This window comes from Acidovorax sp. GW101-11A03, from assembly GCF_059424825.1.
Map to the genome: position 1 here is coordinate 79,454 of NZ_JBWKZU010000009.1, position 22,550 is coordinate 102,003.

The following is a 22,550-nucleotide window of genomic DNA, read 5'->3' on the forward strand; positions in this document are numbered from 1 at the left end:
CGCCATGACGAACCAACTCGACGCCCTCAAACAGTTCACCACCGTGGTTGCCGACACCGGCGACTTTCTGCAACTGGCCCAGTTCCGTCCGCAGGACGCCACGACGAATCCCTCGCTGATTCTCAAGGCGGTGCAGAAGCCCGAATACGCGCCGCTGCTCAAGGACACCGTCGCCAAATGGCAAGGGCGCGCGATGGACGAGGTGATCGACCGCCTGCTGGTGCGTTTTGGCTGCGAGATTCTGACCCATGTGCCTGGCCGTGTTTCCACCGAAGTGGATGCCCGCCTGAGCTTTGACACCAGCGCCACCGTCACACGTGCCGAACGCATCATCGAGCTGTACCAGGCCGAAGGCATCCACATCGACCGCGTGCTCATCAAGATCGCCTCGACCTGGGAAGGCATCCAGGCCGCCGCCCAGCTGGAGCGCAAGGGCATCCACACCAACCTCACGCTGCTGTTCTCGTTTGCCCAGGCCGTGGCCTGCGGCGACGCCAAGGTGCAGCTGATCTCGCCCTTTGTCGGCCGCATCTACGACTGGTACAAGAAGCAGGCAGGCGCCAGCTGGGACGAGGCCGCGCGCGCCGGTGCCAACGATCCCGGGGTGCAGTCGGTCACGCAGATCTACAACCACTACAAGCGCTTTGGCATTGCCACCGAGGTGATGGGGGCGAGTTTCCGCAACGTGGGGCAGATCACGGCGCTGGCTGGTTGCGACCTGCTGACCATTGCGCCTGAGCTGCTGGCGCAGTTGGCGGCGAGCGAGGCGCCGTTGCAGCGGGCGCTGGATGCGGAGGCTGCCAAGGCGATGGACTTGCCTGCGGTGAACTATGACGAGGCGGGGTTCCGTTATGCGTTGAATGAGGACGCGATGGCGACGGAGAAGCTGGCTGAGGGGATTCGGGCGTTTGCTGCGGATGCGGTGAAGCTGGAGAAGCTGATCCTGGCTGCTTGAAGTTGCTTTTGGTTTTTTGGGCGGCTGGTGCTTGTTTTGGGAGCGCCAGCCGCTTTGTTTTTTGTAGCTCAGCCCGAACGGTTCCGAGGTGGCGCCCAGGCTTCGAAAACTCAGCCTTTTAGATCTATCTGCTATCAAAAAAAGAGCTGTAAAGATATATCCAGAGCGCGGAGAAGCCCAAAAAATCTCAAAAAATCACCCCGCAGGCACCCGCATCCCCACCCGCAATCCCTTCGGCACCACCCCCTCGGCCACCGTCCGGCCGCCGTGCCGCAGTGCAATCTCCTCCACGATCGACAGGCCCAGCCCACAGCCGCCCGCCTTGTCGGACCCGCGCCAGAACCGCGCAAACAGATCGCCCAGGTGCTCGGCCGGTACACCCGGCCCGTCGTCCTCCACCACCAGCAAGGCCCAGCGGCCGGGCTCCTCGTGGCCTACGCGCACCGTCACGGTGGCGCCGGGGCCTGCGTAGTGCAGGGCGTTGTCGATGAGGTTGTTCAGCGCCTCGCGCAGCAGCAGCGGGTGGCCCTGCACGGGCAGGCTGTCGTCGCCCTCGTAGCCCAGGTCCATGCCCTGGGCCAGGGCGCGGGCGGCCCATTCGCGGGCCACCTCGCGGGCCAGGGCGGCCAGGTCGATGGACTGCATCTCCACGTTCGACTCAGATCGCGCCAGCTGCAGCAGCTGGTGCACCAGGTGGGCGCTGCGCTGGGCGGCCGACAGCACCTTCTGCAGGCGGGCCTGCACTGCCGGTTCGTGACTTTCGTGCAAGGCCAGCTCGGTCTGGCCGATCAGGCCTGCGAGCGGGGTGCGCAACTGGTGGGCGGCGTCGTTGAGAAAACGCTTTTCCTTTTGCTGACCGCGTGCCACGGTTTCCAGCAGCCGGTTGATGGTGCTGGCCAGCGAATGCACCTCCTGCGGGGCCGATGTCAGCTCGATCGGCAGCAGCGGTGTGGTGCCCGTGTGGGGCTGGGCGCCCGCGCGTTCGATCTGCGCCTCCAGGCGCTTGAGGGGCTGCAGGCCGCGCAGCACGCCGGCGTACACCACGGCACTCAGGGCCAGGCCCATTAGGCCCATCGGGAACACCATCTGCTCCAGCAGCTCCTGCGCAATGCGCTCGCGCACCGTGAGGCTCTGGGCCACCTGCACGCGCAGGCGCTGGCGGGTAGAGGCGGTGCCGTAGTCCACGTCCAGCAGGGCCACGCGCACGGGGCGGTCGTCCACGCGGGCGTGGTACAGGTAGGGGTCGCCCACGCGCACATCGACGGGCGGCGGCGGCGGCAGCTGGGCGTTGCCCAGCAGAAAGCGCCCGGGTGGGGACGACACCATGTAGGTAATGCGGTCGGCCGGGTCTTGCTCCAGGATGTCCTGCGCGGCCTTCGGAAAGTCCACCAGCAGCCCGTCGCCAATCGGCTTGATTTGCCGCGCCAGCGCCCGCACCGACTGCGTCAGCGTCTGGTCAATCCCCTTCTCGCCGTTCTGCAGCGCAATGCGCCACGCCAGAAACCCGCCGGACAGCCACAACACCAGCTGCGGCAGCAACAGCCACAGCAGCAGCTTGCGTTGAAGAGAAACCCCGGGAACGTGGCGCATGAATGACCGTAAAAATCAAGTGGCGCGCGGCTTGCAACTGGCGCGACCGAGGCCAGTGCCGCCGCGCAAGGGCCGCCCCGCCGCGCTGGCGGCGTCCCCCCCACGGGGGGAAGATGCGAAGCATCTCAGGGGGGGCTTCATGGTCTATTCAGCATGTACCCCAGCCCCCGGATATTGCGGATGTTCAGGGGCGAGGCGTCCAGCTTCTTGCGCAGGCGGTGCACATACACCTCCAGCGCATTCGAGGCCAATGGCGCTGCGGCCTGGCCGGGTTCGGTGGGGCTGGCGCGCCAGGCGGCCAGCACGTCGTCGCGCGTGACCACCTCGCCCACACGGTGGGCCAGCAGGGCCAGCAGTTCCCACTCGCGCTGGGTCAGGTCCAGCGGGTCGCCGTTCAGCGCGGCTGCCTGGCCCGCGTGGTCCAGCACCAGCGGGCCCAGGGTGGTGAGTTGCGGGCCCTGGGTGCTGCTGGCCTGGGTAAATGCCGGCTGGCGCGCGCGGCGCAGCATGGCCTGCAGGCGGGCCTGCAACTCCTGCATGTTGAAGGGCTTGGTGAGGTAGTCGTCGGCCCCGGCGTTGAGGCCCTGCACGCGGTCTTCCACGCCGTCGCGGGCGGTGAGGATCAGCACGGGCAGGCCCGCAATGTGGGCGCGCGCCCAGGTCAGCAGCTCAATGCCATCGGCGCCCGGCAGGCCCAGGTCCAGGATGATCCCGTCCACTGCCTGCATCTGCAAAAGCGCCATGGCCTGCGGCACGCTGCTGGCGGTGCAGACGCTGTAATCGAGTTGCTTGAGTTGGCCGGAAAGTGCGTCGAGCAAGAGAGCGTCGTCTTCGACAATGAGTAGCGTGGCCATGGATTGAGCATATCAAAGGGCCCCGCAGCCAAGCCTTTGTGGCCCGGTTGCGACTCTCAGGGAAAGCCCTGAGAATTAAATTAATTATTGTAATTAAAGTACCGACTGCGCTGAACAGCACCGAATTGCGGCGCACCAAACGGATTCAAACATCGAGGAGACACGGGTATGTGGAAGATGACAAAAATCGCCGCAGTGGCGGTGGGCCTGGCGGCAGCGATGTCGGCCAGCGCGGGGGAGGTCGAGGTTCTGCACTACTGGACTTCGGGCGGCGAGGCCAAGTCGGTGGCCGAACTCAAGAAGATCATGCAGGGCAAGGGCCACACCTGGCGCGACTTTGCCGTGGCCGGTGGTGGTGGCGACAGCGCCATGACGGTGCTGAAAAGCCGCGTGATCTCGGGCAACCCCCCTTCGGCCGCGCAGACCAAGGGTCCGGCCATCCAGGAATGGGCGTCGGAAGGCGTGCTGGCCAACATGGACACGCTGGCCAAGGCCGAGAAGTGGGACGAGCTGCTGCCCAAGGTGGTCGCCGATGTGATGAAGTACAAGGGCGCCTACGTGGCCGCCCCCGTCAATGTGCACCGCGTCAACTGGATGTGGGGCAGCTCCGAGGCCCTGAAGAAGGCTGGCGTGGCCGCCATGCCCAAGACCTGGGACGAGTTCTTCGCCGCCGCCGACAAGCTCAAGGCTGCTGGCCTGATCCCGGTGGCCCATGGCGGCCAGAACTGGCAGGACTTCACCACGTTTGAGTCCGTGGTGCTCGGCGTGGGTGGACCCAAGTTCTATCAGGACGCGCTCGTCAAGCTCGACAACTCTGCGCTCACCAGCGACAACATGAAGAAGTCGCTCGAGACCTTCCGCCGCATCAAGGGCTACACCGACCCCGGCGCACCCGGCCGCGACTGGAATCTGGCCACGGCCATGCTGATCCAGGGCAAGGCGGGCTTTCAGCTGATGGGTGACTGGGCCAAAGGCGAGTTCCTGGCGGCAGGCAAGGCGCCGGGCAAGGACTTCCTGTGCTCCGCTGCCCCGGGCTCGGCCAACGCGTTCACCTTCAACGTCGATTCGTTCATCCTGTTCAAGCTCAAGGACGCAGCCGCACAGAAGGCGCAGAGCGACCTGGCCAGCTCCATCATGAGCCCGGCCTTCCAGGAAGTGTTCAACCTGAACAAGGGCTCCATCCCCGTGCGTGCGGGCCAGCCGATGGACAAGTTCGACGACTGCGCCAAGGCCTCGGCCAAGGACTTTGTGGACACCGCCAAGAGCGGCGGCCTGGTGCCCAGCGCGGCCCACGGCATGGCGATTGCCCCGGCCACCGAAGGCGCCATCAAGGACGTGGTCAGCCAGTTCTGGAACGACGACAAGGTCAGCGTCGCCGATGCCATGAAGAAGATCGCGGCCGCCGCGAAAACCAAGTAAGCCGTGCCAGACACACGCGCACACACGCACTAAAACCAACCCCAGAGGGATCCCATCATGAAGACAAGAAACCGCCTCACGGCGGTGGCTTTGGCCGCCGCATGCGCGAATGGCGCCTTTGCTATGGAAGTAGCAGGCTTTGAGTTCAACGGCTACTCGCGCGGTGGCCCGGTGTTCAACCACTCCGACGGCGTCAAGGGCAACCTGTCGCTCGGCGGCGAGCTGCAGAAGTTCCGCCTGGGCAACGAGGGCGACAACGGCATCGAAGTCAACTTTGCGCGCACCTTCGAAGCCGGTGGCGTGAAGTGGAAGGTGAACTACATGCCCGCCAAGTGGGGCAGCGGCGACATCAGCACCGAGCAGGCGTTTGTGGAAATGAGCGGCTTCTCGTTCGCCCCCGAAGCCAAGTTCTGGGCCGGCCAGCGCCGCCTGCGCATCCAGGATGTGCACATCGTTGACTACTTTCTGCTGAACTACGGCGACAACATCGGCGCCGGTGTGACGGATGTGCCCGTGGGCGGCATGAAGCTGGGCGTGGGTGTGTTCACCGGCGACAAGTTCGACGGCGGCCTGCCCAACAATGTGAAGGCGCACCGTATCAACGCCGACCTGTCCGAGATCAACACCAACCCCGGCGGCAAGCTGCGCGTGCTGCTCACGGCCGTGGGCGGCAAGGGCCAGGTCAACGGTGGTTCGGGCTCGGGCATCTCCTTCATGCACACGCAAAAGGAATTCCTGCTGCCCAGCATCAGCAACACCTTCTACCTGCAGACCTCGCGCGGCCATGCCCGCATCGACGGCGAGTTCGAAGCCATCGACGGCACGCGCGCTGGCCGCCGCTCCACGCGCATTGCCGACTCCATCAACTGGCAAAGCGGCCCCTTTGGCGGCCAGGCCCTCATTGGCTACCAGACCAACAAGGCCGACCTGACCGGTGTGGAGACCAAGGACTTCTCGCTGGGCGGCCGGGGCTCGTATGCGTTCAGCAAGAACTTCAAGGGCCTGGTGGAACTGTCCACCACCACCCGCAAGGGCAGCGGCCCGGACCAGCGCCTGTCCAAGGCCACGCTGGCAGGTGCCCTGGCGCTGTCGGAAGACTTCTGGTCGCGCCCCGAGCTGCGTCTGTACGTGACCAAGGCCAACTGGAACCAGGCCGCCGCCGCAGCCAACGCGGGCAGCTTTGGCGCCAATGGCAAGACCTCGCGCACGCTGGTGGGCGTGCAGTACGAGGTGTGGTGGTGATCCGTTGAGGAGGTAGTGAGATAGCGAGTTATCCAGAGGTTACTTTGTTCAGTTTGGGGGGGCACTCCTGCGTGTCCCCCGCTTTTTTTCCATGCAGGACGATGACAAACACATACCGTGGCCATGAGCAAGAACACCTTTGAAACATGGCTGCCCAAGCTGGTCGTAGCGCCTGCCTTTGTGCTGGGCTTCGCCTTCATTTATGGCCTGATGGTGTGGAACGGCGTGCTCAGCCTCACCGTCTCGCGCATGCTGCCCAACTACGAATGGGCGGGCCTGGCGCAGTACGAGCGCCTGTGGGAGATGGACCGCTGGTGGGTGGCCCTCAAGAACCTGGGCATCTTCGGCGTGGGCTATGTGGGTGGCTCGCTCGCCATCGGCGTGGTGCTGGCCGTGCTGCTGGACCAGAAGATCCGCGCCGAAGGCGCGCTGCGCACCATCTACCTGTACCCCATGGCGCTGTCGTTTGTGGTGACCGGAACGGCCTGGAAGTGGCTGCTCAACCCGGGCCTGGGCATCGAGAAAATGGTGCGCGACTGGGGCTTTCCCAACTTTGAATTTGGCTGGCTGGTGGACACCGAGATGGCCATCTACTGCGTGGTCATCGCGGGCATCTGGCAGAGCGCAGGTTTTGCGATGGCGCTGTTCCTGGCGGGCCTGCGCGGCATCGACGACAGCATCATCAAGGCCGCCCAGGTCGATGGCGCTTCGCTGCCGCGCATCTACTGGCGCATCGTGCTGCCCGCGCTGCGGCCGGTGTTCTTCTCCACGCTCATGGTGCTGTCGCACCTGGCGATCAAGAGCTTTGACCTGGTGATGGCGCTCACGGCTGGCGGCCCCGGTTTTGCCACCGACGTGCCCGCCACCTTCATGTACACCATGTCGTTCTCGCGGGGCCAGATTGGCCTGGGCGCGGCCAGCGCCACCATGATGCTGGCCACCGTGGCAGCCCTGGTGATTCCTTACCTTTACAGCGAACTGCGGACCAAAGCCCATGACCGCTAAGCCCTCTTTGTTCCCCTCCGTGGGCCGTCTGCTCGTCTACGCGGTGCTGGCCCTGGCCACCGCCTTCTTTCTGTTGCCGCTCTACGCGATGCTGGTCACCTCGTTCAAGGACGCAGAAGAGATCCGCAGCACCTCGCTGCTGGCGCTGCCGGGCTCGCTGAACTGGTCGGCCTGGGGCACGGCCTGGTCCAGCGCTTGCACTGGCGTGGACTGCAATGGCCTGCGCCCGTTCTTCATGAACTCGGTGGCCATGGCTGTGCCCGCCGTGCTGATCTCCACTGTGTGGGGCGCCGTCAACGGCTATGTGCTGAGCTTGTGGAAGTTTCGCGGCAGCGATGCGCTGTTTGGCCTGCTGCTGTTCGGCGTGTTCATGCCCTTCCAGGTGGTGCTGCTGCCCATGAGCCAGGTGCTGGGCTGGCTGGGTCTGTCCAGCTCCATCACCGGGCTTGTGCTGGTGCACTGCCTGGCAGGGCTGGCGGGCACCACGCTGTTCTTCCGCAATTACTACGCGGCCATCCCCAAGGAGCTGGTGAACGCGGCGCGCATGGATGGCGCCAGCTTCTTCCAGATCTTCTGGCGCATCGTGCTGCCGCTGTCCACGCCCATCATCATGGTCACGCTGATCTGGCAGTTCACCAACATCTGGAACGACTTCCTGTTCGGCGTGGTGTTCTCGGGCACCGACTCCAAGCCGGTGACCGTGGGCCTGAACAACCTGGCCAACACCAGCAGCAGTGTGAAGGCCTACAACGTGGACATGGCGGCCGCGATCATCGCGGGCTTGCCGACCATGGTGATCTACGTGCTGGCCGGTAAGTTTTTTGTGCGCGGGCTCACTGCTGGCGCCGTCAAAGGTTAAGAGAGTAAGAAATCATGGCGTCATCACTCGACATCGCAGGCATCAACAAGCGCTTTGGCAAGGGCGACAAAAGCGTGGAAGTGCTGCGCAAGGTGGACATCCACGTCGCGCCCGGCGAGTTCCTCATCCTCGTCGGCCCCTCGGGCTGCGGCAAGTCCACGCTGCTCAACATCATTGCTGGGCTGGACGAGCCCACCGAGGGCGAGATCCGCATCGGCGGCAAAAACGTGGTGGGCATGCCCCCGCGCGACCGCGACATCGCCATGGTGTTCCAGAGCTATGCGCTGTACCCCACGCTCTCCGTGGCCGACAACATCGGCTTTGCGCTGGAGATGCGCAAGATGCCCAAGGCCGAGCGCCAAAAGCGCATCGACGAAGTGGCCGCCATGCTGCAGATCAGCCACCTGCTCGACCGCCGTCCCAGCCAGCTCTCGGGCGGCCAGCGCCAGCGCGTGGCCATGGGCCGGGCGCTGGCGCGCCAGCCGCAGCTGTTCCTGTTTGACGAGCCGCTGTCCAACCTCGACGCCAAGCTGCGCGTGGAGATGCGCGCCGAGATCAAGCGCCTGCACCAGGCCAGCGGCATCACCAGCGTGTACGTCACGCACGACCAGGTCGAGGCCATGACGCTGGGCTCGCGCATCGCGGTGATGAAGGGCGGCGTGGTGCAGCAGCTGGGCACGCCCGACGAGATCTACAACCGCCCGGCCAACACCTACGTGGCCACCTTCATCGGATCGCCCACCATGAACCTGCTGCGCGGCGCGGTCACGGGCGGGCAGTTTGGCATCCAGGGTGCGGCGTTGAACCTGGCGCCTCCACCATCCAGTGCCAACGAGGTGCTGCTGGGCGTGCGCCCCGAGCACCTGGTGATGCAGGAGACCGCCCCCTGGCGCGGCCGGGTCAGCGTGGTGGAGCCCACGGGCCCGGACACCTATGTGATGGTGGACACCGCCGCAGGCAGCGTCACGCTGCGCACCGACGCCCAGACCCGCGTGCAGCCCGGCGAGCATGTGGGCCTGGCCCTGGCGCCCGCGCATGCCCACTGGTTCGATGCGCAGTCCGAAGAGCGGCTGGTGGCCTGAGAGAAAACGCGTGAACCTGCGGCGCAGGCGCCGCCACCCGACTTTGGTCTTTGTCAGCGCAAGGATTTGAAGTAAAAACAGGCTTCTGCGCGCGGCCGGCATGCTTTTTAAGCTATCAATAATATAGCTAATGAGGGCCACAGCCGCTGGCTCTCCTACAGCCGGGCGGGTGGCACGTTCTGCCCGCCCGGCCTTTCTTCGGACCGTTTGGGATTCTTTTCGTCGATCTATGCACCCGCAGCGCCTTCTTGCCGACATTGGCGGCACCAACATCCGCCTGGCCTGGCAGGCATCGCCCACGGGCCCGCTCAACGACACACGGGTGCTGCCCTGTGCGCAGTTCCCCACGGTGGACGCAGCGCTATCGGCCTACCTGCAAGAGGTGGGCGTGCCCACGCCGCGCGAGGCAGCGTTTGGCATCGCCAACCCCGTCACTGGCGACGCCATCCGCATGACCAACCACAGCTGGAGCTTCTCGCAACGCGCCGTGCGCGAGGCGTTTGGTTTTGAGCGGCTGGTGGTCATCAACGACTTCACCGCACTCGCGCTGGCGCTGCCACTGCTCACGCCCGATCAGCTGCGCCCCGTGGGCGGCGGCGCGGCCGTGCCGGGCGCCGCGATTGCGCTGCTGGGCCCGGGCACGGGCCTGGGGGTGTCGGGCCTGGTGTTTCCGCCGGGCTCCAGCCTGGGGGTGCCGCTGTCGGGCGAGGGCGGCCATGTCACGCTGGCCGCGCAGACCCAGCGCGAATTTGATGTGCTGGGCATCCTGCAAGAGCGCTACGGCCATGTGTCGGCCGAACGCGCCGTGTGTGGCGCCGGGCTGGTGGACCTGTACCACGCGCTGCGCCGGCTGGCCCAGCGTGGCGGCAAAGAGATCAGCTCGGCCGCACAGGTGACTGAGCTGGCCCTGCAAGCCAACGACCCGCTGGCGCTGGAGGCGCTGGAGCTGTTCTGTGGCTTCCTGGGCAGCGTGGCGGGCAACCTGGCGCTCACGCTGGGGGCGCGCGGCGGCGTGTTCATCGGCGGCGGCATGGTGCCGCGCCTGGGCACCTGGTTTGACCAGTCGCCGTTCCGCGCGCGGTTTGAATCCAAGGGGCGCTTCCAGTCTTACCTGGCGACGATTCCCTGCTGGGTGATCGACCCCGGCGCCACGCCCGCGCTGCACGGTGCATCGCGCGCGCTGGACATTGCGGGCTCGGACGCATGAGTAGCGACAGCGCAGCACCGCCCATGCTCCGGCCCACCGGTGTGCACCACGTGGCCATCATCGCCAGTGACTACGCGCGCTCGCGCCACTTCTACACCGAGGTGCTGGGCCTGCAGGTGGTGCACGAGCACTACCGCGCCGAGCGGCAGTCGCACAAGCTCGACCTGCAACTGCCCGATGGCACGCAGGTGGAGCTGTTCTCCTTTCCAAACCCGCCGCCGCGCCCGTCCTACCCTGAGGCCTGTGGCCTGCGCCATCTGGCGTTGCGCGTAGCCGACATGGAGGCCAGCGTGGCCGCGCTGGTGGCGCATGGCGTGGCCGTGGAGCCGGTGCGGGTGGATCCGTTCACCGGTGCACTGTTCACCTTTTTTGCCGACCCGGACGGGCTGCCGATCGAGCTGGTCGGGCCTGCGACCAGCGCCATGCCGCGCTGATTGCACTCACCCAAGAAAGAAAAGGCCCTGGTGGGCCTTTTTCCGTGTCACATCTCTTCACTCCAGCAATACCCGTCGCGCGCAATCATCGCGCTGGCCGCACGCGGGCCCCAGCTGCCCGCAGGGTAGGGGCGGGGGCCTGCCGGGTCGTTCTTCCAGTATTGCAGGATGGGTTCCACCCAGCGCCAGGCTTCTTCCTGCTCGTCGCTGCGCACGAACAGGTTCAGGCGGCCTGCAATTACATCAAGCAGCAGGCGCTCGTAGGCGCCCACGCGCTCGGTGCCAAAGCGCTGGTCAAAGTCCAGGTTCAGGTGCACCTGCGACAGCGCGGGTTCCGTCTGGTGCTGGGCGGCGCCCTGGGCCATCAGGTGCAGCTCCAGCCCGTCCTTGGGCTGCAGGTTGATCACCAGGCGGTTGGCAGCGCCTGCAGGCGTCTTGAAGATGGGGTGGGGCACGGGGCGGAAGTTGATGACGATGTGCGCGTCGCGCCCCGCCAGCCGCTTGCCGGTGCGGATGTAAAACGGCACACCCGCCCAGCGCCAGTTGCTGATTTCGGTGCGCAGCGCCACAAAGGTCTCGGTGGCGCTGCCGGGGGCCACGCCTTTTTCTTGTGCATAGCCGGGCACGGGCTGGCCCTGGTGGTTGCCCGCCGCGTACTGGCCGCGGATCACATGCTGGCCAATGGTTTCCAGCGTCCAGGGCTTGAGCGACTGCAGTACCTTGAGCTTTTCGTCGCGGATCGCGTTGGCGCTGGAGTTGATGGGCGGCTCCATGCCGATCGCGCACAAGAGCTGCAGCGCGTGGTTCTGCACCATGTCGCGCATCGCACCGGTCTGGTCGTAGAACGCGCCGCGCGACTCCACGCCCAGCTCCTCGGCAATCGTGATCTGGATGTTGGCAATGGTCTCGCGGCGCCACAGGGGTTCGAACAGCGCGTTGCCAAAGCGCAGCGCAAACAGGTTCTGCACCGAGGGCTTGCCCAGGTAGTGGTCGATGCGGAAGACCTGCTCTTCCTTGAGCACGCGGCGCAGGGTGTCGTTGATGGCGCGGTTGGACTGCAGGTCGTGGCCCAGGGGCTTTTCCAGCACCACGCGGGTGGTGGGGCCGTTCAGGCCCACGGCGGCGATCTGCTCGCACACGTTGGTGAACAGGCTGGGCGCGGTGGCCACATACATCACCACCGAGTCGGCGCCGCGCGCTTTCAGCGTCTCGGCCAGGCGTTCGTAGTCCTGGGTTTTGGACAGGTCCATGCGCAGGTAATTCAGCAAGGCCGCAAACCGCGCAAACTCGTCCGGTGTGGGGCGCTTGGCCAGTTCCACGCTGTCGAACCGCGACTGGATCAGGCTGCGGTATTGTTCGTCGCTCAGGTCGTCGCGCGCCACGGCGATGATGCGCCCGCCCTCGGGCAGCGTGCCATGGCGGAATGCCTGAAACAATGCGGGCATGAGCTTGCGCCAGGCAAGGTCGCCGGTGCCGCCGAACAGGACGAGGTCAAAACTCATGGTGTCTCCGTGGTGGGTGTGTCGTTTTGCTGCGTGGAATTGTAATCACGTTACATAAATTTGTGGCCTTCTTTGCTATGTTCCTGCTGCTTGTAACCCAAAAGAATCCGTAAAACTCGTTGAATTTCTGTAATCAAGTTACCATTCCGGCGCATTTCCAACCCCAGACGACATGACCCTCATGCCCACCCGTTGCGACCAGACTGCCCTTTGGCCCCTGCTGGCGGCCCACTTTGACGCCCAGGGCCGCAGCCTGGACATGCGCCAGGCCTTTGCGCAAGACGCGGGCCGTTTTGCGCATTTCAGCCAGCAGGCGCCCCACGTGTTTGCCGACCTCTCCAAGAACCTGTGGAGCCGCGAGACCGAAGCCCTGCTACTGGATCTGGCCCGCGCCTGCGGGGTGGAACAGCACCGCGATGCGATGTTGGCGGGCGAGGCCATCAACACCACCGAAAACCGCGCCGTGCTGCACACGCTGCTGCGCCGTCCGGCCGGCGTGGCCCTGCCCGGTGATGTGCCCGAAACCGCGCAGCGCCTGGCCGACGTGCACCACACGCTCGATGCGATGCTGCAGTACGCCGAGCAGGTGCGCAGCGATGCCGCCATCACCGACGTGGTGAACATTGGCATCGGCGGATCGGACTTGGGCCCGCACATGGCCGTGCGTGCGCTCGAAGAGTTCCGTACACCGGGCAAGCGCTTTCACTTTGTGTCGAATGTGGACGGGCATGAGCTGCACCATGTGCTCAAGGGTCTGCGGCCCGAGAGCACGCTGTTCCTGGTCGCATCCAAGACCTTCACCACGGCCGAGACCATGACCAATGCGCGCTCTGCGCTGGCGTGGTTCGACGCCCAGGGCGGGCGCGATGTGGCGCGCCACTTTGCCGCACTCACCACCAACATCGAAGCCGCAGCGGCCCTGGGCATCACCACCACCTTTGGTTTCTGGGACTGGGTGGGCGGCCGCTACTCGCTGTGGTCGGCCATTGGCCTGCCCATTGCTATCGCGATTGGTGCGCAAGGCTTCCGCGACTTCCTCGCGGGGGCGCATGCCATGGACGAGCATTTCCGCACCGCGCCGCTGGTGCAGAACCTGCCGGTGCGCCTGGGTCTGCTCGATGTCTGGTACCGCAATTTCCATGGCTTTACCAGCCGCTGCATCGCGCCGTACCACGCCGCGCTGGGCCGTTACTCGGCCTACCTGCAGCAGCTGGAGATGGAGAGCAACGGCAAGCGCGTGGCGCAAGACGGCAGCACGCTGGCCTGCGTCACATCGCCCGTGCTGTGGGGCGAGCCCGGCACCAACGGCCAGCATGCGTTCTTCCAGATGCTGCACCAGGGCGCCGACGTGCTGCCGCTGGAGATCGTGGCCGTGCGCAAGGCATCGCACCCGCTGCCGGGCCACCAGCAAAAGCTGCTGGCCAACGCGCTGGCGCAAACGCAGGCGCTGATGGTGGGCAAGGCCAGCGACGACGGCCACCGGCACTTTCCGGGCAACCGGCCCAGCACCCTGATGCTGCTCGAATCGCTCACCCCCACATCGCTGGGTGCGCTGATTGCGCTGCAGGAGCACCGCGTGTTTGTGAGCGGCAGCCTGTGGGGCATCAACAGCTTTGACCAGTGGGGCGTGGAGCTGGGCAAGGTGCTGGCCAAGGACCTGGAGGCACGGCTGGAGAGCGGCGATGTGGCCGGGCTCGATGGCTCCACGGCGGGCCTGCTGGGCCTGTTGCGCAGCGCGGCCTGACCCCCGGAACATTGCTTTTCTTGGGGCAGCGCTGGCGGTAGACCAGGCCCCCCACCGGCAGAGACCGGCACGGTTTCTGGCCTACAGCTAACGCATCAGGAGACACCCCCCATGGCGATTCCGCCCTATCCGGACTTCCGCTCCGCAGCCTTTTTGCGCCAGCATCTGCGGGCCACCATGGCGTTCTACGACCCCGTGGCCACCGACGCGAGCGGCGGGCAGTACCACTTCTTTCTGGACGATGGCACGGTCTACAACACGCGCACCCGCCACCTCGTCAGCGCAACGCGCTTTGTGGTCACGCACGCCATGCTCTACCGCACCACGGGCGAGGCACGCTACCAGGTGGGCATGCGGCACGCGCTGGAGTTTCTGCGCACTGCGTTCCATGACCCCGCCACGGGCGGCTACGCGTGGCTGATCGACTGGAGTGACGGCCGCGCCACCGTGCAAGACGCCACGCGCCACTGCTACGGGATGGCCTTTGTGATGCTGGCTTACGCCCGCGCTTTTGAGGCCGGAGTACCCGAAGCCCGCGCGTGGCTGGCCCAGGCCTTTGATACCGCCGAACAGCATTTCTGGCAACCCGCCGCAGGCCTGTATGCCGACGAGGCCAGCCCCGATTGGCAACTCACCAGCTACCGGGGCCAGAACGCCAACATGCATGCCTGCGAGGCCATGATCTCTGCCTTCCGCGCCACGGGCGAGCGTCGCTACATCGAGCGTGCCGAACAACTGGCACAAGGTATCTGCCAGCGGCAGGCCGCGTTGTCCACCCGCGCCCTTGCGCCCGCTGCCGAAGGTTGGGTGTGGGAGCACTTCCATGCCGACTGGTCCGTGGACTGGGACTACAACCGCCATGACCGCAGCAACATCTTCCGCCCCTGGGGCTACCAGATCGGCCACCAGACCGAATGGGCCAAGCTGCTGCTGCAACTGAATGCCCTGCACCCTGCTGATTGGCACCTGCCCTGCGCGCAGCGCCTGTTTGATGCCGCCGTGGCGCGAGGTTGGGACGCCGAACACGGCGGCCTGTATTACGGCATGGCGCCCGACGGCAGCATCTGCGACGATGGCAAATACCACTGGGTGCAGGCCGAAAGCCTGGCCGCCGCTGCGGTGCTGGCCGTGCGCACGGGGGATGACCGCTACTGGCAGTGGTACGACCGCATCTGGGCCTACTGTTGGGAGCACTTTGTTGACCACGAACACGGCGCATGGTTTCGCATCCTGTACCGCGACAACCGCAACACCACTCGCGAAAAGAGCAATGCGGGGAAGGTGGACTATCACAACATGGGTGCGTGTTATGACGTGTTGGGAGTGCTCGGGATGGGGGCTGAGACGGGCTAAGCGCCAGAGAGTCGCCTGGTCGACGTAAGCTCACCCCATCGAAACCATCCGGTCCAGCAGGAGAGGAAACATGGAAGTCGGTTTGCTGACCCCGGCGCAACAAGAGCAGATGGTGGACTTGCTGCTCGCGCTGCATGACCACTACCACCCAGGCCGTGCGCTCGACCGGGCCCTTGTGCGCAACCACCTGGTGGACAACCTGTGTGGACCTCACTCTCAGATTCGACTGGTGACAGCAGAACTTGGCGGCGAGTTGTTGGGGTTTGCGGCCATTTACCTGGTGTATTCGCTCGTGGAGCCCGAGCCTGCCCACCAGCGGCAGTGCGTACTCAAAGAGCTGTTTGTTTCTCCGGCCCATCGGAGCCAAGGCGTTGGCCTGGCTTTGATGCAATGGGCGGCGCGATACGCGCTGGACAACGGCTGTGGCCGCATCGACTGGTCGGTCAAATCGTCCAACGCCCGGGGCATAGCGTTTTACGAGAGCCTGGGTGCAAGGCTAGTCAGCGACCGCCTCAGCTATCGGATCGTGCGTGAGGAGATCGGCGCGTTGGCGGCTTGGTAGTGGCGCGCTGGCCTTGGTGTCCCACTGTGATCAGTTGCCCGTCGCTTTTCACCCCTTGAAGAAATTCACCGGTAGCCCCGCCACTTCCACGTGCCTGCTGAACAGTGACCCTGCCGCAACCGCTGCCTGCTGTTCTTGAAGAGGCCTTCCCGCCCGCGCCGATGTAATGAACAACGTCCGCAAGTCCTCCCCCCCAAAACACACCATGGTCGGGCACTGCACCGGTACCGAAATGCGCTGCAGCACCTCACCCGCTGGCGAAAGCTGCAACACACACGCGCCTTCGTACATCGCCACCCAGTAGTTGCCTTCCACATCCACCGCCGCACCATCGGGCCGCCCTCCGTAGGGCTGGCCTTCCACCTTACGATCGAACTGCACCCAAGGGCGGCGGTTGGTGATTTCGCCCGTGGCTACATCGAAGTCGAACTGGTCAATGCGGTGCTCCGGCGTGTTCGACCAGTACATCGTGCGGTTGTCGGGGCTGAAGGCCAGGCCGTTGGCGGTGAAGTTGTCGCCTGCCATGTGGCGCACGCGGTAGCCGGTGGCGCTGGTCGGGTCGGCCTGCAGGCACCAAAGTGCCGCATTCGGCGCGGTGCGAGGCGTGATGACCGAGCCCGCCCAGAAACGGCCTGCCGTGTCGCAGCGACCATCGTTCAGGCGCAGCACAGCGGTGTCGTGCAGGTCAGCGGGCAGCAAGGCCAGGCAGGTGAGGGCGGTGGGGTCGGCGCTGTCCTTCGCGATATCCAGAAGATAGAAACCGTTTCGTAACCCGATTACCAATCGATCACCCGCCGCTGGCGCGCAGCAGCCGGGCTCGCTGGGCATGCGCCATTGCCGGTGGCGGCCGCTGTCGGGATGCCATGCGTGCACCGCTTGTCCCTGAATGTCACACCAGTAAAGGGATTTTTCCGTGGGGTGCCAGAAGGGGGATTCGCCCAGTTCGGACGGCGGCAAGGGCAAGGTTTGCAGGGACATGGGTTGAAGCGGGGTGGTTATCGAGTTACATTCTAGGGCCTCAGATACTGAGCCCCGGCGCCATGCACGGGGCCTTGCCACCCACCGATGGAGACTTCCATGCACCCAGTTGTAGCGCGCGTGACCCAGCGCATTGTCCAGCGCAGCGCAGACACGCGCGGCGCCTACCTTACTGGCATTGACGCCATGATCGCCCGCAAGCCCGCCCAAGACCGCATGGGCTGCGCCAACCTGGCCCACGCCTATGCGGCGCTGCCGGGCTCTGACAAGTTCAAGGTCACGGTCGAGAAGGCCCCCAACATCGGCATCGTCACGGCCTACAACGACATGCTCTCGGCCCACCAGCCGTACCAGGGCTACCCTGCCATCCTGCGCGATGAAGCCGCTAGGCTGGGGGCCACCGTGCAAGTGGCGGGCGGCGTGCCTGCGATGTGCGACGGCGTGACGCAGGGCACGCCCGGCATGGAGCTGTCGCTGTTCTCCCGCGACGCCATTGCTATGGCCACGGCGGTAGCGCTGTCCCACGATGTGTTCGATGGCGCGCTGTTGCTGGGCGTGTGCGACAAGATCGTGCCGGGCCTGCTGATTGGCGCGCTGCACTACGGGCATCTGCCCTGCGTGTTTGTGCCCGCAGGCCCCATGGGCACGGGCTTGTCGAACAAGGACAAGGCCAAGGTGCGCGAGCAGTACGCACAGGGCCTGGTGGGCCGCGACGAACTGCTTCAGGCCGAGTCGGCCGCGTACCACAGCCCCGGCACCTGCACGTTTTATGGCACGGCCAACAGCAACCAGATGCTGCTGGAAGCCATGGGCCTGCATGTGCCCGGCGCGGCGTTTGAATCGCCCGGCACCGAGGCGCGCGAGGCCTTCACGCGCCAGGCGCTGCGCACGGTGCTCGACATCGGCAAGCGCGGCAACCGCTTCACGCCCATTGGCAAGCTGGTGGACGAGCGCTGCATCGTCAACGCGATGGTGGCCCTGCTGGCCACGGGTGGCTCCACCAACCACTTGATCCACTGGGTGGCGATTGCGCGCAGCGCGGGCATCCTGATCGACTGGACGGACTTTGACGAACTCTCGTCCGTGGTGCCGCTGCTGGCCCGCGTGTACCCCAATGGCGATGCCGACGTGAACCAGTTCCAGGCAGCGGGCGGCCCGCCGTGGATCCTGCGCGAGCTGCTGGCGGGTGGCTTCATGCACCCCGATGTGATGAGCGTGAACGCAGGTGGCATTGCCGCAGGCGGGCAGGGCGCACCGGCCCAGTCGGGCGACGAAAGCGTGCTGCGCCCTGTGTTCAAGCCCTTCTCGCCGACGGGCGGCCTGCGCCTGTTGCAGGGGCGACTGGGCCGTGCGGTGATCAAGGTCTCTGCCGTGCCGGAAGATCGCCACATCGTCGAAGCACCCGCCCGCGTGTTCGATTCGCAAGAGGCTTTGCTCGCCGCCTTCAGCGCAGGCGATGTGAACCAGGACATGGTGGCTGTGGTGCGCTTCCAGGGCCCGCAGGCCAATGGCATGCCCGAGCTGCACAAGCTCACGCCCCCGCTGGCTGTGCTGCAGAACCAGGGCTTCAAGGTGGCGCTGGTGACCGATGGGCGCATGAGCGGCGCATCGGGCAAGGTGCCCGCCGCGATCCACGTTACGCCCGAGGCGCTGGCCGGTGGCCCGCTGGCCAAGGTGCGCGATGGCGACATGGTGCGCGTCGATGCAGTGGCGGGTACTCTCGATGTGCTGGTCGATGACGCCACCTGGGCCGCACGCACACCCTCGCCCTACAACGCACCTGCGCAAACCGGCTTTGGCCGCGAACTCTTCACCAACTTTCGCCGCCACGCAGGCGGTGCCGAACAAGGAGCCTGCACATGGCTGTAACCCCTGCTTCCACCCCCATGAATCCTCTCGACATCGCCAGCCATGGCCCCGTCATCCCCGTCATCGTGATCGACCGCGTGGAAGACGCACTGCCCCTGGCCGAGGCCCTGCTGGCCGGTGGCGTGAAGGTGCTGGAGGTGACACTGCGCACCGCTGCGGGCCTGCCCGCCATCGAAACCATCGCCCGCCATCTGCCCGAGGCCGTGGTGGGCGTGGGCACAGTGCTCAACGCCGATGACGCCCGCCGCGCGAGCGAAGCCGGTGCACGGTTTGCCGTGAGCCCCGGCTACACGTCGGCAGTGGGCAGTGCCTGCAAGGGCCTGAACCTGCCGCTGCTGCCCGGTGTGGCCACGTCGAGCGAGATCATGGCGGCGCTGGCCGACGGGTTCTCGTTCCTCAAGCTGTTCCCGGCCGAGGCCGTGGGGGGCATTCCGCTGCTCAAGTCCTGGGCCAGCCCGTTTGGCCAGGTGAGCTTTTGCCCCACGGGCGGCATCACCAACGCCACCGCCCCCAACTACCTGGCGCTGCCCAATGTGCGCTGCGTGGGCGGCTCGTGGCTCACGCCCACCGATGCGGTGCGCGCGGGCGACTGGGCGCGCATCACCGAGCTGGCACGCGCCACGCAGGCGCTGCGCAACGCGGATTGAGTTAGAAACCCAAGAAAAAATGGCTGCTTGCGCCTGATGAGTAAGCCTTTGTAGCTATAAAAAACATAGTAAGTACTTCAAGCGTATTGCGTGCCACCCGCACCACGCGGTAGCGCCAGTCAATTTCCACCCGGATCTGACGTAGAGCGCCCCTATCATGGCGCGGGGGGCTCGGTCCCCCACATCGCTGGTTTGTTTTTTCAACCAAGAGAGGGAGTGCACTATGGATTTTGTTTCTGCTGTCAAAAGCTGCTTCGCGCAGTACGCGGGCTTTTCGGGCCGCGCACCACGCTCGGAGTTCTGGTGGTTTGCCCTGTTCCAGGTGGTGGTGCTGGTGGTGACCGGCTTTGTGAGCGAGGTGCTGTACGGCATTGTGGCGCTGGCCCTGTTGTTGCCCGCCCTGGCCGTGGGGGCGCGCCGCTTGCATGACATTGGCCGGTCGGGCTGGTGGCAGCTGCTGTCACTCACCGGTATCGGTTCGCTGGTGCTGATCTACTGGTGGGTGCAGCCCAGCGGGGAGTAAAGCCACCGCTGCAAGCGGCCCCAACAAGGCCGCCATAAAAAAGCCCGCAGACCGTAAGGCCTGCGGGCTTTTGTGTTGTGGACTGCGCAGCGAGCACCGGGCTGCTGCGCAGGGGCCGGGCAATTACATGCCCATGCCGCCCATGCCACCCATGCCGCCCATGTCGGGCATGCCAGCAGCAGGTGCGTCGTCCTTCGGAGCCTCGGCCACCATGGCTTCGGTCGTCAGCAGCAGCGAAGCCACGGAAGCGGCGTTCTGCAGGGCTGTACGGGTCACCTTCGTGGGGTCCAGGATACCCATTTCGATCATGTCGCCATAGGTGTCGTTGGCAGCGTTGAAGCCGTAGTTGCCCTTGCCGTTCAGCACGGCGTTCACCACCACCGATGGCTCGCCACCAGCGTTGTAAACGATCTCGCGCAGAGGGGCTTCGATGGCCTTCAGGATCAGCTTCACGCCAGCGTCTTGGTCAGCGTTGTCGCCCTTGATCTCGCCAGCCGCTTGGCGTGCGCGCAGCAGGGCCACGCCACCACCAGCCACGATGCCTTCTTCCACCGCAGCGCGGGTAGCGTGCAGGGCGTCTTCCACGCGGGCCTTCTTTTCCTTCATTTCGACTTCGGTCGCAGCGCCCACCTTGATCACTGCCACGCCGCCAGCCAGCTTGGCCACGCGCTCTTGCAGCTTTTCACGGTCGTAGTCGCTGGTCGCTTCTTCGATCTGGATGCGGATTTGCTTCACGCGGGCTTCGATGTCGGCAGCGGCACCAGCACCGTCGATGATGATGGTGTTTTCCTTGCCCACTTCGATGCGCTTGGCTTGGCCCAGGTCGGCCAGCGTGACCTTCTCGAGCGACAGGCCCACTTCTTCAGCGATGACCTTGCCGCCCGTCAGGATGGCGATGTCTTCCAGCATGGCCTTGCGGCGGTCACCGAAGCCAGGAGCCTTCACAGCCACGACCTTCAGGATGCCGCGGATGGTGTTGACCACCAGCGTAGCCAGGGCTTCGCCTTCGACTTCTTCAGCAATGATCAGCAGCGGACGGCCAGCCTTGGCGACTTGTTCCAGCGTGGGCAGCAGGTCGCGGATGTTGCTGATCTTCTTGTCGAACAGCAGCACGAAGGGGTTGTCCAGCAGAGCGGCTTGCTTTTCTGGGTTGTTGATGAAGTAGGGCGACAGGTAGCCGCGGTCAAACTGCATGCCTTCCACGACATCCAGCTCGTTTTGCAGGGACTTGCCGTCTTCCACGGTGATCACGCCTTCCTTGCCGACCTTGTCCATGGCGTCAGCAATGATCTTGCCGATGGATTCGTCGGAGTTGGCGGAGATCGAACCCACTTGGGCGATTTCCTTGGAGGTGGTGGTGGGCTTGGAAGCCTTCTTCAGCTCTTCGGTCAGGGCCAGCACGGCCTTGTCGATACCGCGCTTCAGGTCCATGGGGTTCAGGCCAGCGGCCACGTACTTGGAGCCTTCGCGCACGATGGCCTGGGCCAGCACAGTAGCGGTGGTGGTGCCGTCACCAGCGTTGTCGCTGGTCTTGGAAGCCACTTCCTTCACGAGCTGGGCGCCCATGTTCTGCAGCTTGTCCTTGAGTTCGATTTCCTTGGCCACGGACACACCGTCCTTGGTCACGGTGGGGGCGCCGAACGAGCGCTCCAGCACCACATTGCGGCCCTTGGGGCCCAGCGTGACCTTGACCGCGTTGGCCAGGATGTTCACGCCTTCAACCATGCGAGCGCGGGCTTCGCCGCCGAAAACTACGTCTTTTGCTGCCATTTTTGGCTCCTGAAAATTAGGTTCAAATTTGCTGCTGGTGCCTGTCAATCAAGCGTCAGCAGCTATGAAAAGATGAGTAACGCAGGGATGAGAAATTACTTCTCGACCACAGCAAACAAATCGTCTTCCTTCATGACCAGCAGCTCGTCGCCGTTGACCTTGACGGTCTGGCCCGAGTACTTGCCGAACAGAACGCGGTCACCGACCTTCACGTTCAGGGCGAGCACTTCGCCCTTGTCGTTCTTCTTGCCGGGACCTACGGCCAGCACTTCACCTTGATCGGGCTTTTCAGCGGCGTTGTCAGGGATCACGATGCCGGAGGCGGTCGTGGTTTCGCTTTCGATACGCTTGACGATCACGCGATCGTGCAGAGGGCGAAGGTTCATTGCAATGCTCCTGTTTTCAGTAAAAAAGCTGACGTACTCAGCGCCTGGATGCCCAGGCGCTCCCAAACTTCCGGCATGCGAGTGCGGTGTTAGCACTCGTCTGCGGTGAGTGCTAATGATACGGGCATTTGTGGCCGTTTCAAGACACCCCCTCAGAACATGGGGGAGAAGTGCTGTAGCGCAGCAGCGCCGCCTCAGAACCACGCCCAAATGCGCCGTAGCAATGCGGGTGCTGGCCGGGCAGGGCGGAATACATAGCGCGATGGTTTGTGCATGGCCTTCTTGGTGGCAGTTTTACGATACTGTATAAAAAATCAGTATCATGCACAAGAGCCACCGCACCTCTCCACCATCTCGCCCTAGGCATCAGAATTGCCGCGCCAGCGTCCCCTGCTCCACCTGATGCCCTCAGCCCTCGCAACCACCGAACTCCGGGGCTTCCTTCTCACTCGCAACTGGCGGGACCTCCCAGACGGCACCGAGATCGAGTATTGGCTGGCCACCGACGAGGGGCCGAAGAAGGTGCTGATAACCCGACAGACGTCGGTCGCCTTTCTGCCTGACTGCCA

21 protein-coding genes are annotated in these 22,550 nt (G+C 65.0%); 15 read left to right on the forward strand and 6 right to left on the reverse strand.

Annotation, left to right across the window (positions count from 1 at the left end):
- Positions 1 to 4 precede the first annotated feature (4 nt).
- A complete protein-coding gene (gene tal / locus AC07Z7_RS06370) occupies positions 5 to 955 on the forward strand; it encodes a transaldolase (RefSeq protein ID WP_494765709.1) in 951 nt (316 codons plus the stop codon).
- Between the two features lie 195 nt (positions 956 to 1,150).
- On the opposite strand, the gene AC07Z7_RS06375 is transcribed toward tal, so the two are convergent.
- Together AC07Z7_RS06375 and AC07Z7_RS06380 are read right to left on the reverse strand one after the other, a co-directional pair.
- Complete coding sequence (locus AC07Z7_RS06375; RefSeq protein ID WP_094286380.1) at positions 1,151 to 2,545, reverse strand: sensor histidine kinase; 1,395 nt, start codon at positions 2,543 to 2,545, stop codon at positions 1,151 to 1,153.
- A gap of 137 nt (positions 2,546 to 2,682) precedes the next feature.
- Positions 2,683 to 3,399: a response regulator transcription factor gene (locus AC07Z7_RS06380; RefSeq protein ID WP_063460119.1), complete on the reverse strand. Its 717-nt coding sequence runs from the start codon at positions 3,397 to 3,399 to the stop codon at positions 2,683 to 2,685.
- Positions 3,400 to 3,567: 168 nt separating this feature from the next.
- On the opposite strand from AC07Z7_RS06380, the gene AC07Z7_RS06385 reads away from it, so the two are divergent.
- The 7 genes from AC07Z7_RS06385 (at position 3,568) to gloA2 (ending at position 10,647) form a co-directional block, all read left to right on the forward strand.
- Positions 3,568 to 4,818 carry an ABC transporter substrate-binding protein gene (locus AC07Z7_RS06385; RefSeq protein WP_094286382.1) on the forward strand — a complete coding sequence of 417 codons (1,251 nt, stop codon included), beginning with the start codon at positions 3,568 to 3,570 and terminating at the stop codon, positions 4,816 to 4,818.
- A gap of 57 nt (positions 4,819 to 4,875) precedes the next feature.
- Complete coding sequence (locus AC07Z7_RS06390; RefSeq protein ID WP_494765710.1) at positions 4,876 to 6,060, forward strand: carbohydrate porin; 1,185 nt, start codon at positions 4,876 to 4,878, stop codon at positions 6,058 to 6,060.
- 123 nt (positions 6,061 to 6,183) lie between these two features.
- Complete coding sequence (locus tag AC07Z7_RS06395) at positions 6,184 to 7,065, forward strand: carbohydrate ABC transporter permease (protein ID WP_094286387.1); 882 nt, start codon at positions 6,184 to 6,186, stop codon at positions 7,063 to 7,065.
- The gene (locus tag AC07Z7_RS06400) at positions 7,055 to 7,924 is read left to right on the forward strand and encodes a carbohydrate ABC transporter permease (RefSeq protein WP_494765711.1); all 870 of its coding nucleotides are present in this window, start codon (positions 7,055 to 7,057) and stop codon (positions 7,922 to 7,924) included. The genes AC07Z7_RS06395 and AC07Z7_RS06400 overlap by 11 nt, the downstream gene beginning before the upstream one ends.
- 14 nt (positions 7,925 to 7,938) lie before the next feature.
- Complete coding sequence (locus tag AC07Z7_RS06405; protein WP_094286391.1) at positions 7,939 to 9,006, forward strand: ABC transporter ATP-binding protein; 1,068 nt, start codon at positions 7,939 to 7,941, stop codon at positions 9,004 to 9,006.
- 229 nt (positions 9,007 to 9,235) lie between these two features.
- Positions 9,236 to 10,213, forward strand: a complete 978-nt coding sequence (gene glk / locus AC07Z7_RS06410) for a glucokinase (RefSeq protein ID WP_252659232.1) — start codon at positions 9,236 to 9,238, stop codon at positions 10,211 to 10,213.
- Positions 10,210 to 10,647: an SMU1112c/YaeR family gloxylase I-like metalloprotein gene (gene gloA2, locus AC07Z7_RS06415; protein WP_205734084.1), complete on the forward strand. Its 438-nt coding sequence runs from the start codon at positions 10,210 to 10,212 to the stop codon at positions 10,645 to 10,647. Before glk ends, gloA2 begins: the two co-directional genes overlap by 4 nt.
- A gap of 47 nt (positions 10,648 to 10,694) precedes the next feature.
- On the opposite strand, the gene zwf is transcribed toward gloA2, so the two are convergent.
- Positions 10,695 to 12,149, reverse strand: a complete 1,455-nt coding sequence (gene zwf, locus AC07Z7_RS06420; RefSeq protein ID WP_462388861.1) for a glucose-6-phosphate dehydrogenase — start codon at positions 12,147 to 12,149, stop codon at positions 10,695 to 10,697.
- A 181-nt stretch (positions 12,150 to 12,330) separates the two neighbouring features.
- Between zwf and pgi the strand changes: the two genes are divergently transcribed.
- The 3 genes from pgi to AC07Z7_RS06435 all read left to right on the forward strand — a co-directional run bounded on the left by pgi (position 12,331) and on the right by AC07Z7_RS06435 (position 15,808).
- Positions 12,331 to 13,893, forward strand: a complete 1,563-nt coding sequence (gene pgi / locus AC07Z7_RS06425; protein WP_494765719.1) for a glucose-6-phosphate isomerase — start codon at positions 12,331 to 12,333, stop codon at positions 13,891 to 13,893.
- Between the two features lie 111 nt (positions 13,894 to 14,004).
- On the forward strand, positions 14,005 to 15,246 hold the full coding sequence (locus AC07Z7_RS06430; RefSeq protein ID WP_494765712.1) for an AGE family epimerase/isomerase: 1,242 nt from the start codon (positions 14,005 to 14,007) through the stop codon (positions 15,244 to 15,246).
- A 46-nt stretch (positions 15,247 to 15,292) separates the two neighbouring features.
- A complete protein-coding gene (locus AC07Z7_RS06435; RefSeq protein ID WP_494765720.1) occupies positions 15,293 to 15,808 on the forward strand; it encodes a GNAT family N-acetyltransferase in 516 nt (171 codons plus the stop codon).
- A gap of 48 nt (positions 15,809 to 15,856) precedes the next feature.
- Here the strand turns inward: AC07Z7_RS06435 and AC07Z7_RS06440 are convergent, their stop codons facing one another.
- Positions 15,857 to 16,786 (reverse strand): SMP-30/gluconolactonase/LRE family protein, encoded by a 930-nt coding sequence (locus AC07Z7_RS06440; RefSeq protein WP_494765713.1) that lies wholly within the window; start codon positions 16,784 to 16,786, stop codon positions 15,857 to 15,859.
- Positions 16,787 to 16,885: 99 nt separating this feature from the next.
- Between AC07Z7_RS06440 and edd the strand changes: the two genes are divergently transcribed.
- The 3 genes from edd (at position 16,886) to AC07Z7_RS06455 (ending at position 19,825) form a co-directional block, all read left to right on the forward strand.
- Entirely contained in the window at positions 16,886 to 18,655 is a 1,770-nt protein-coding gene (gene edd, locus AC07Z7_RS06445) for a phosphogluconate dehydratase (protein ID WP_494765714.1), read from the forward strand.
- Positions 18,646 to 19,302, forward strand: a complete 657-nt coding sequence (gene eda / locus AC07Z7_RS06450) for a bifunctional 4-hydroxy-2-oxoglutarate aldolase/2-dehydro-3-deoxy-phosphogluconate aldolase (RefSeq protein WP_494765715.1) — start codon at positions 18,646 to 18,648, stop codon at positions 19,300 to 19,302. Before edd ends, eda begins: the two co-directional genes overlap by 10 nt.
- A 223-nt stretch (positions 19,303 to 19,525) precedes the next feature.
- Entirely contained in the window at positions 19,526 to 19,825 is a 300-nt protein-coding gene (locus tag AC07Z7_RS06455) for a DUF805 domain-containing protein (protein WP_094286403.1), read from the forward strand.
- 123 nt (positions 19,826 to 19,948) lie between these two features.
- Here the strand turns inward: AC07Z7_RS06455 and groL are convergent, their stop codons facing one another.
- Together groL and AC07Z7_RS06465 are read right to left on the reverse strand one after the other, a co-directional pair.
- Positions 19,949 to 21,595 carry a chaperonin GroEL gene (gene groL / locus AC07Z7_RS06460; RefSeq protein WP_094286405.1) on the reverse strand — a complete coding sequence of 549 codons (1,647 nt, stop codon included), beginning with the start codon at positions 21,593 to 21,595 and terminating at the stop codon, positions 19,949 to 19,951.
- 95 nt (positions 21,596 to 21,690) lie between these two features.
- The gene (locus AC07Z7_RS06465; protein ID WP_056173280.1) at positions 21,691 to 21,981 is read right to left on the reverse strand and encodes a co-chaperone GroES; all 291 of its coding nucleotides are present in this window, start codon (positions 21,979 to 21,981) and stop codon (positions 21,691 to 21,693) included.
- Positions 21,982 to 22,383: 402 nt separating this feature from the next.
- Between AC07Z7_RS06465 and AC07Z7_RS06470 the strand changes: the two genes are divergently transcribed.
- Positions 22,384 to 22,550, forward strand: a 167-nt coding sequence (locus AC07Z7_RS06470) for a hypothetical protein (RefSeq protein ID WP_494765721.1), incomplete at its 3' end; no start/stop codon positions are given.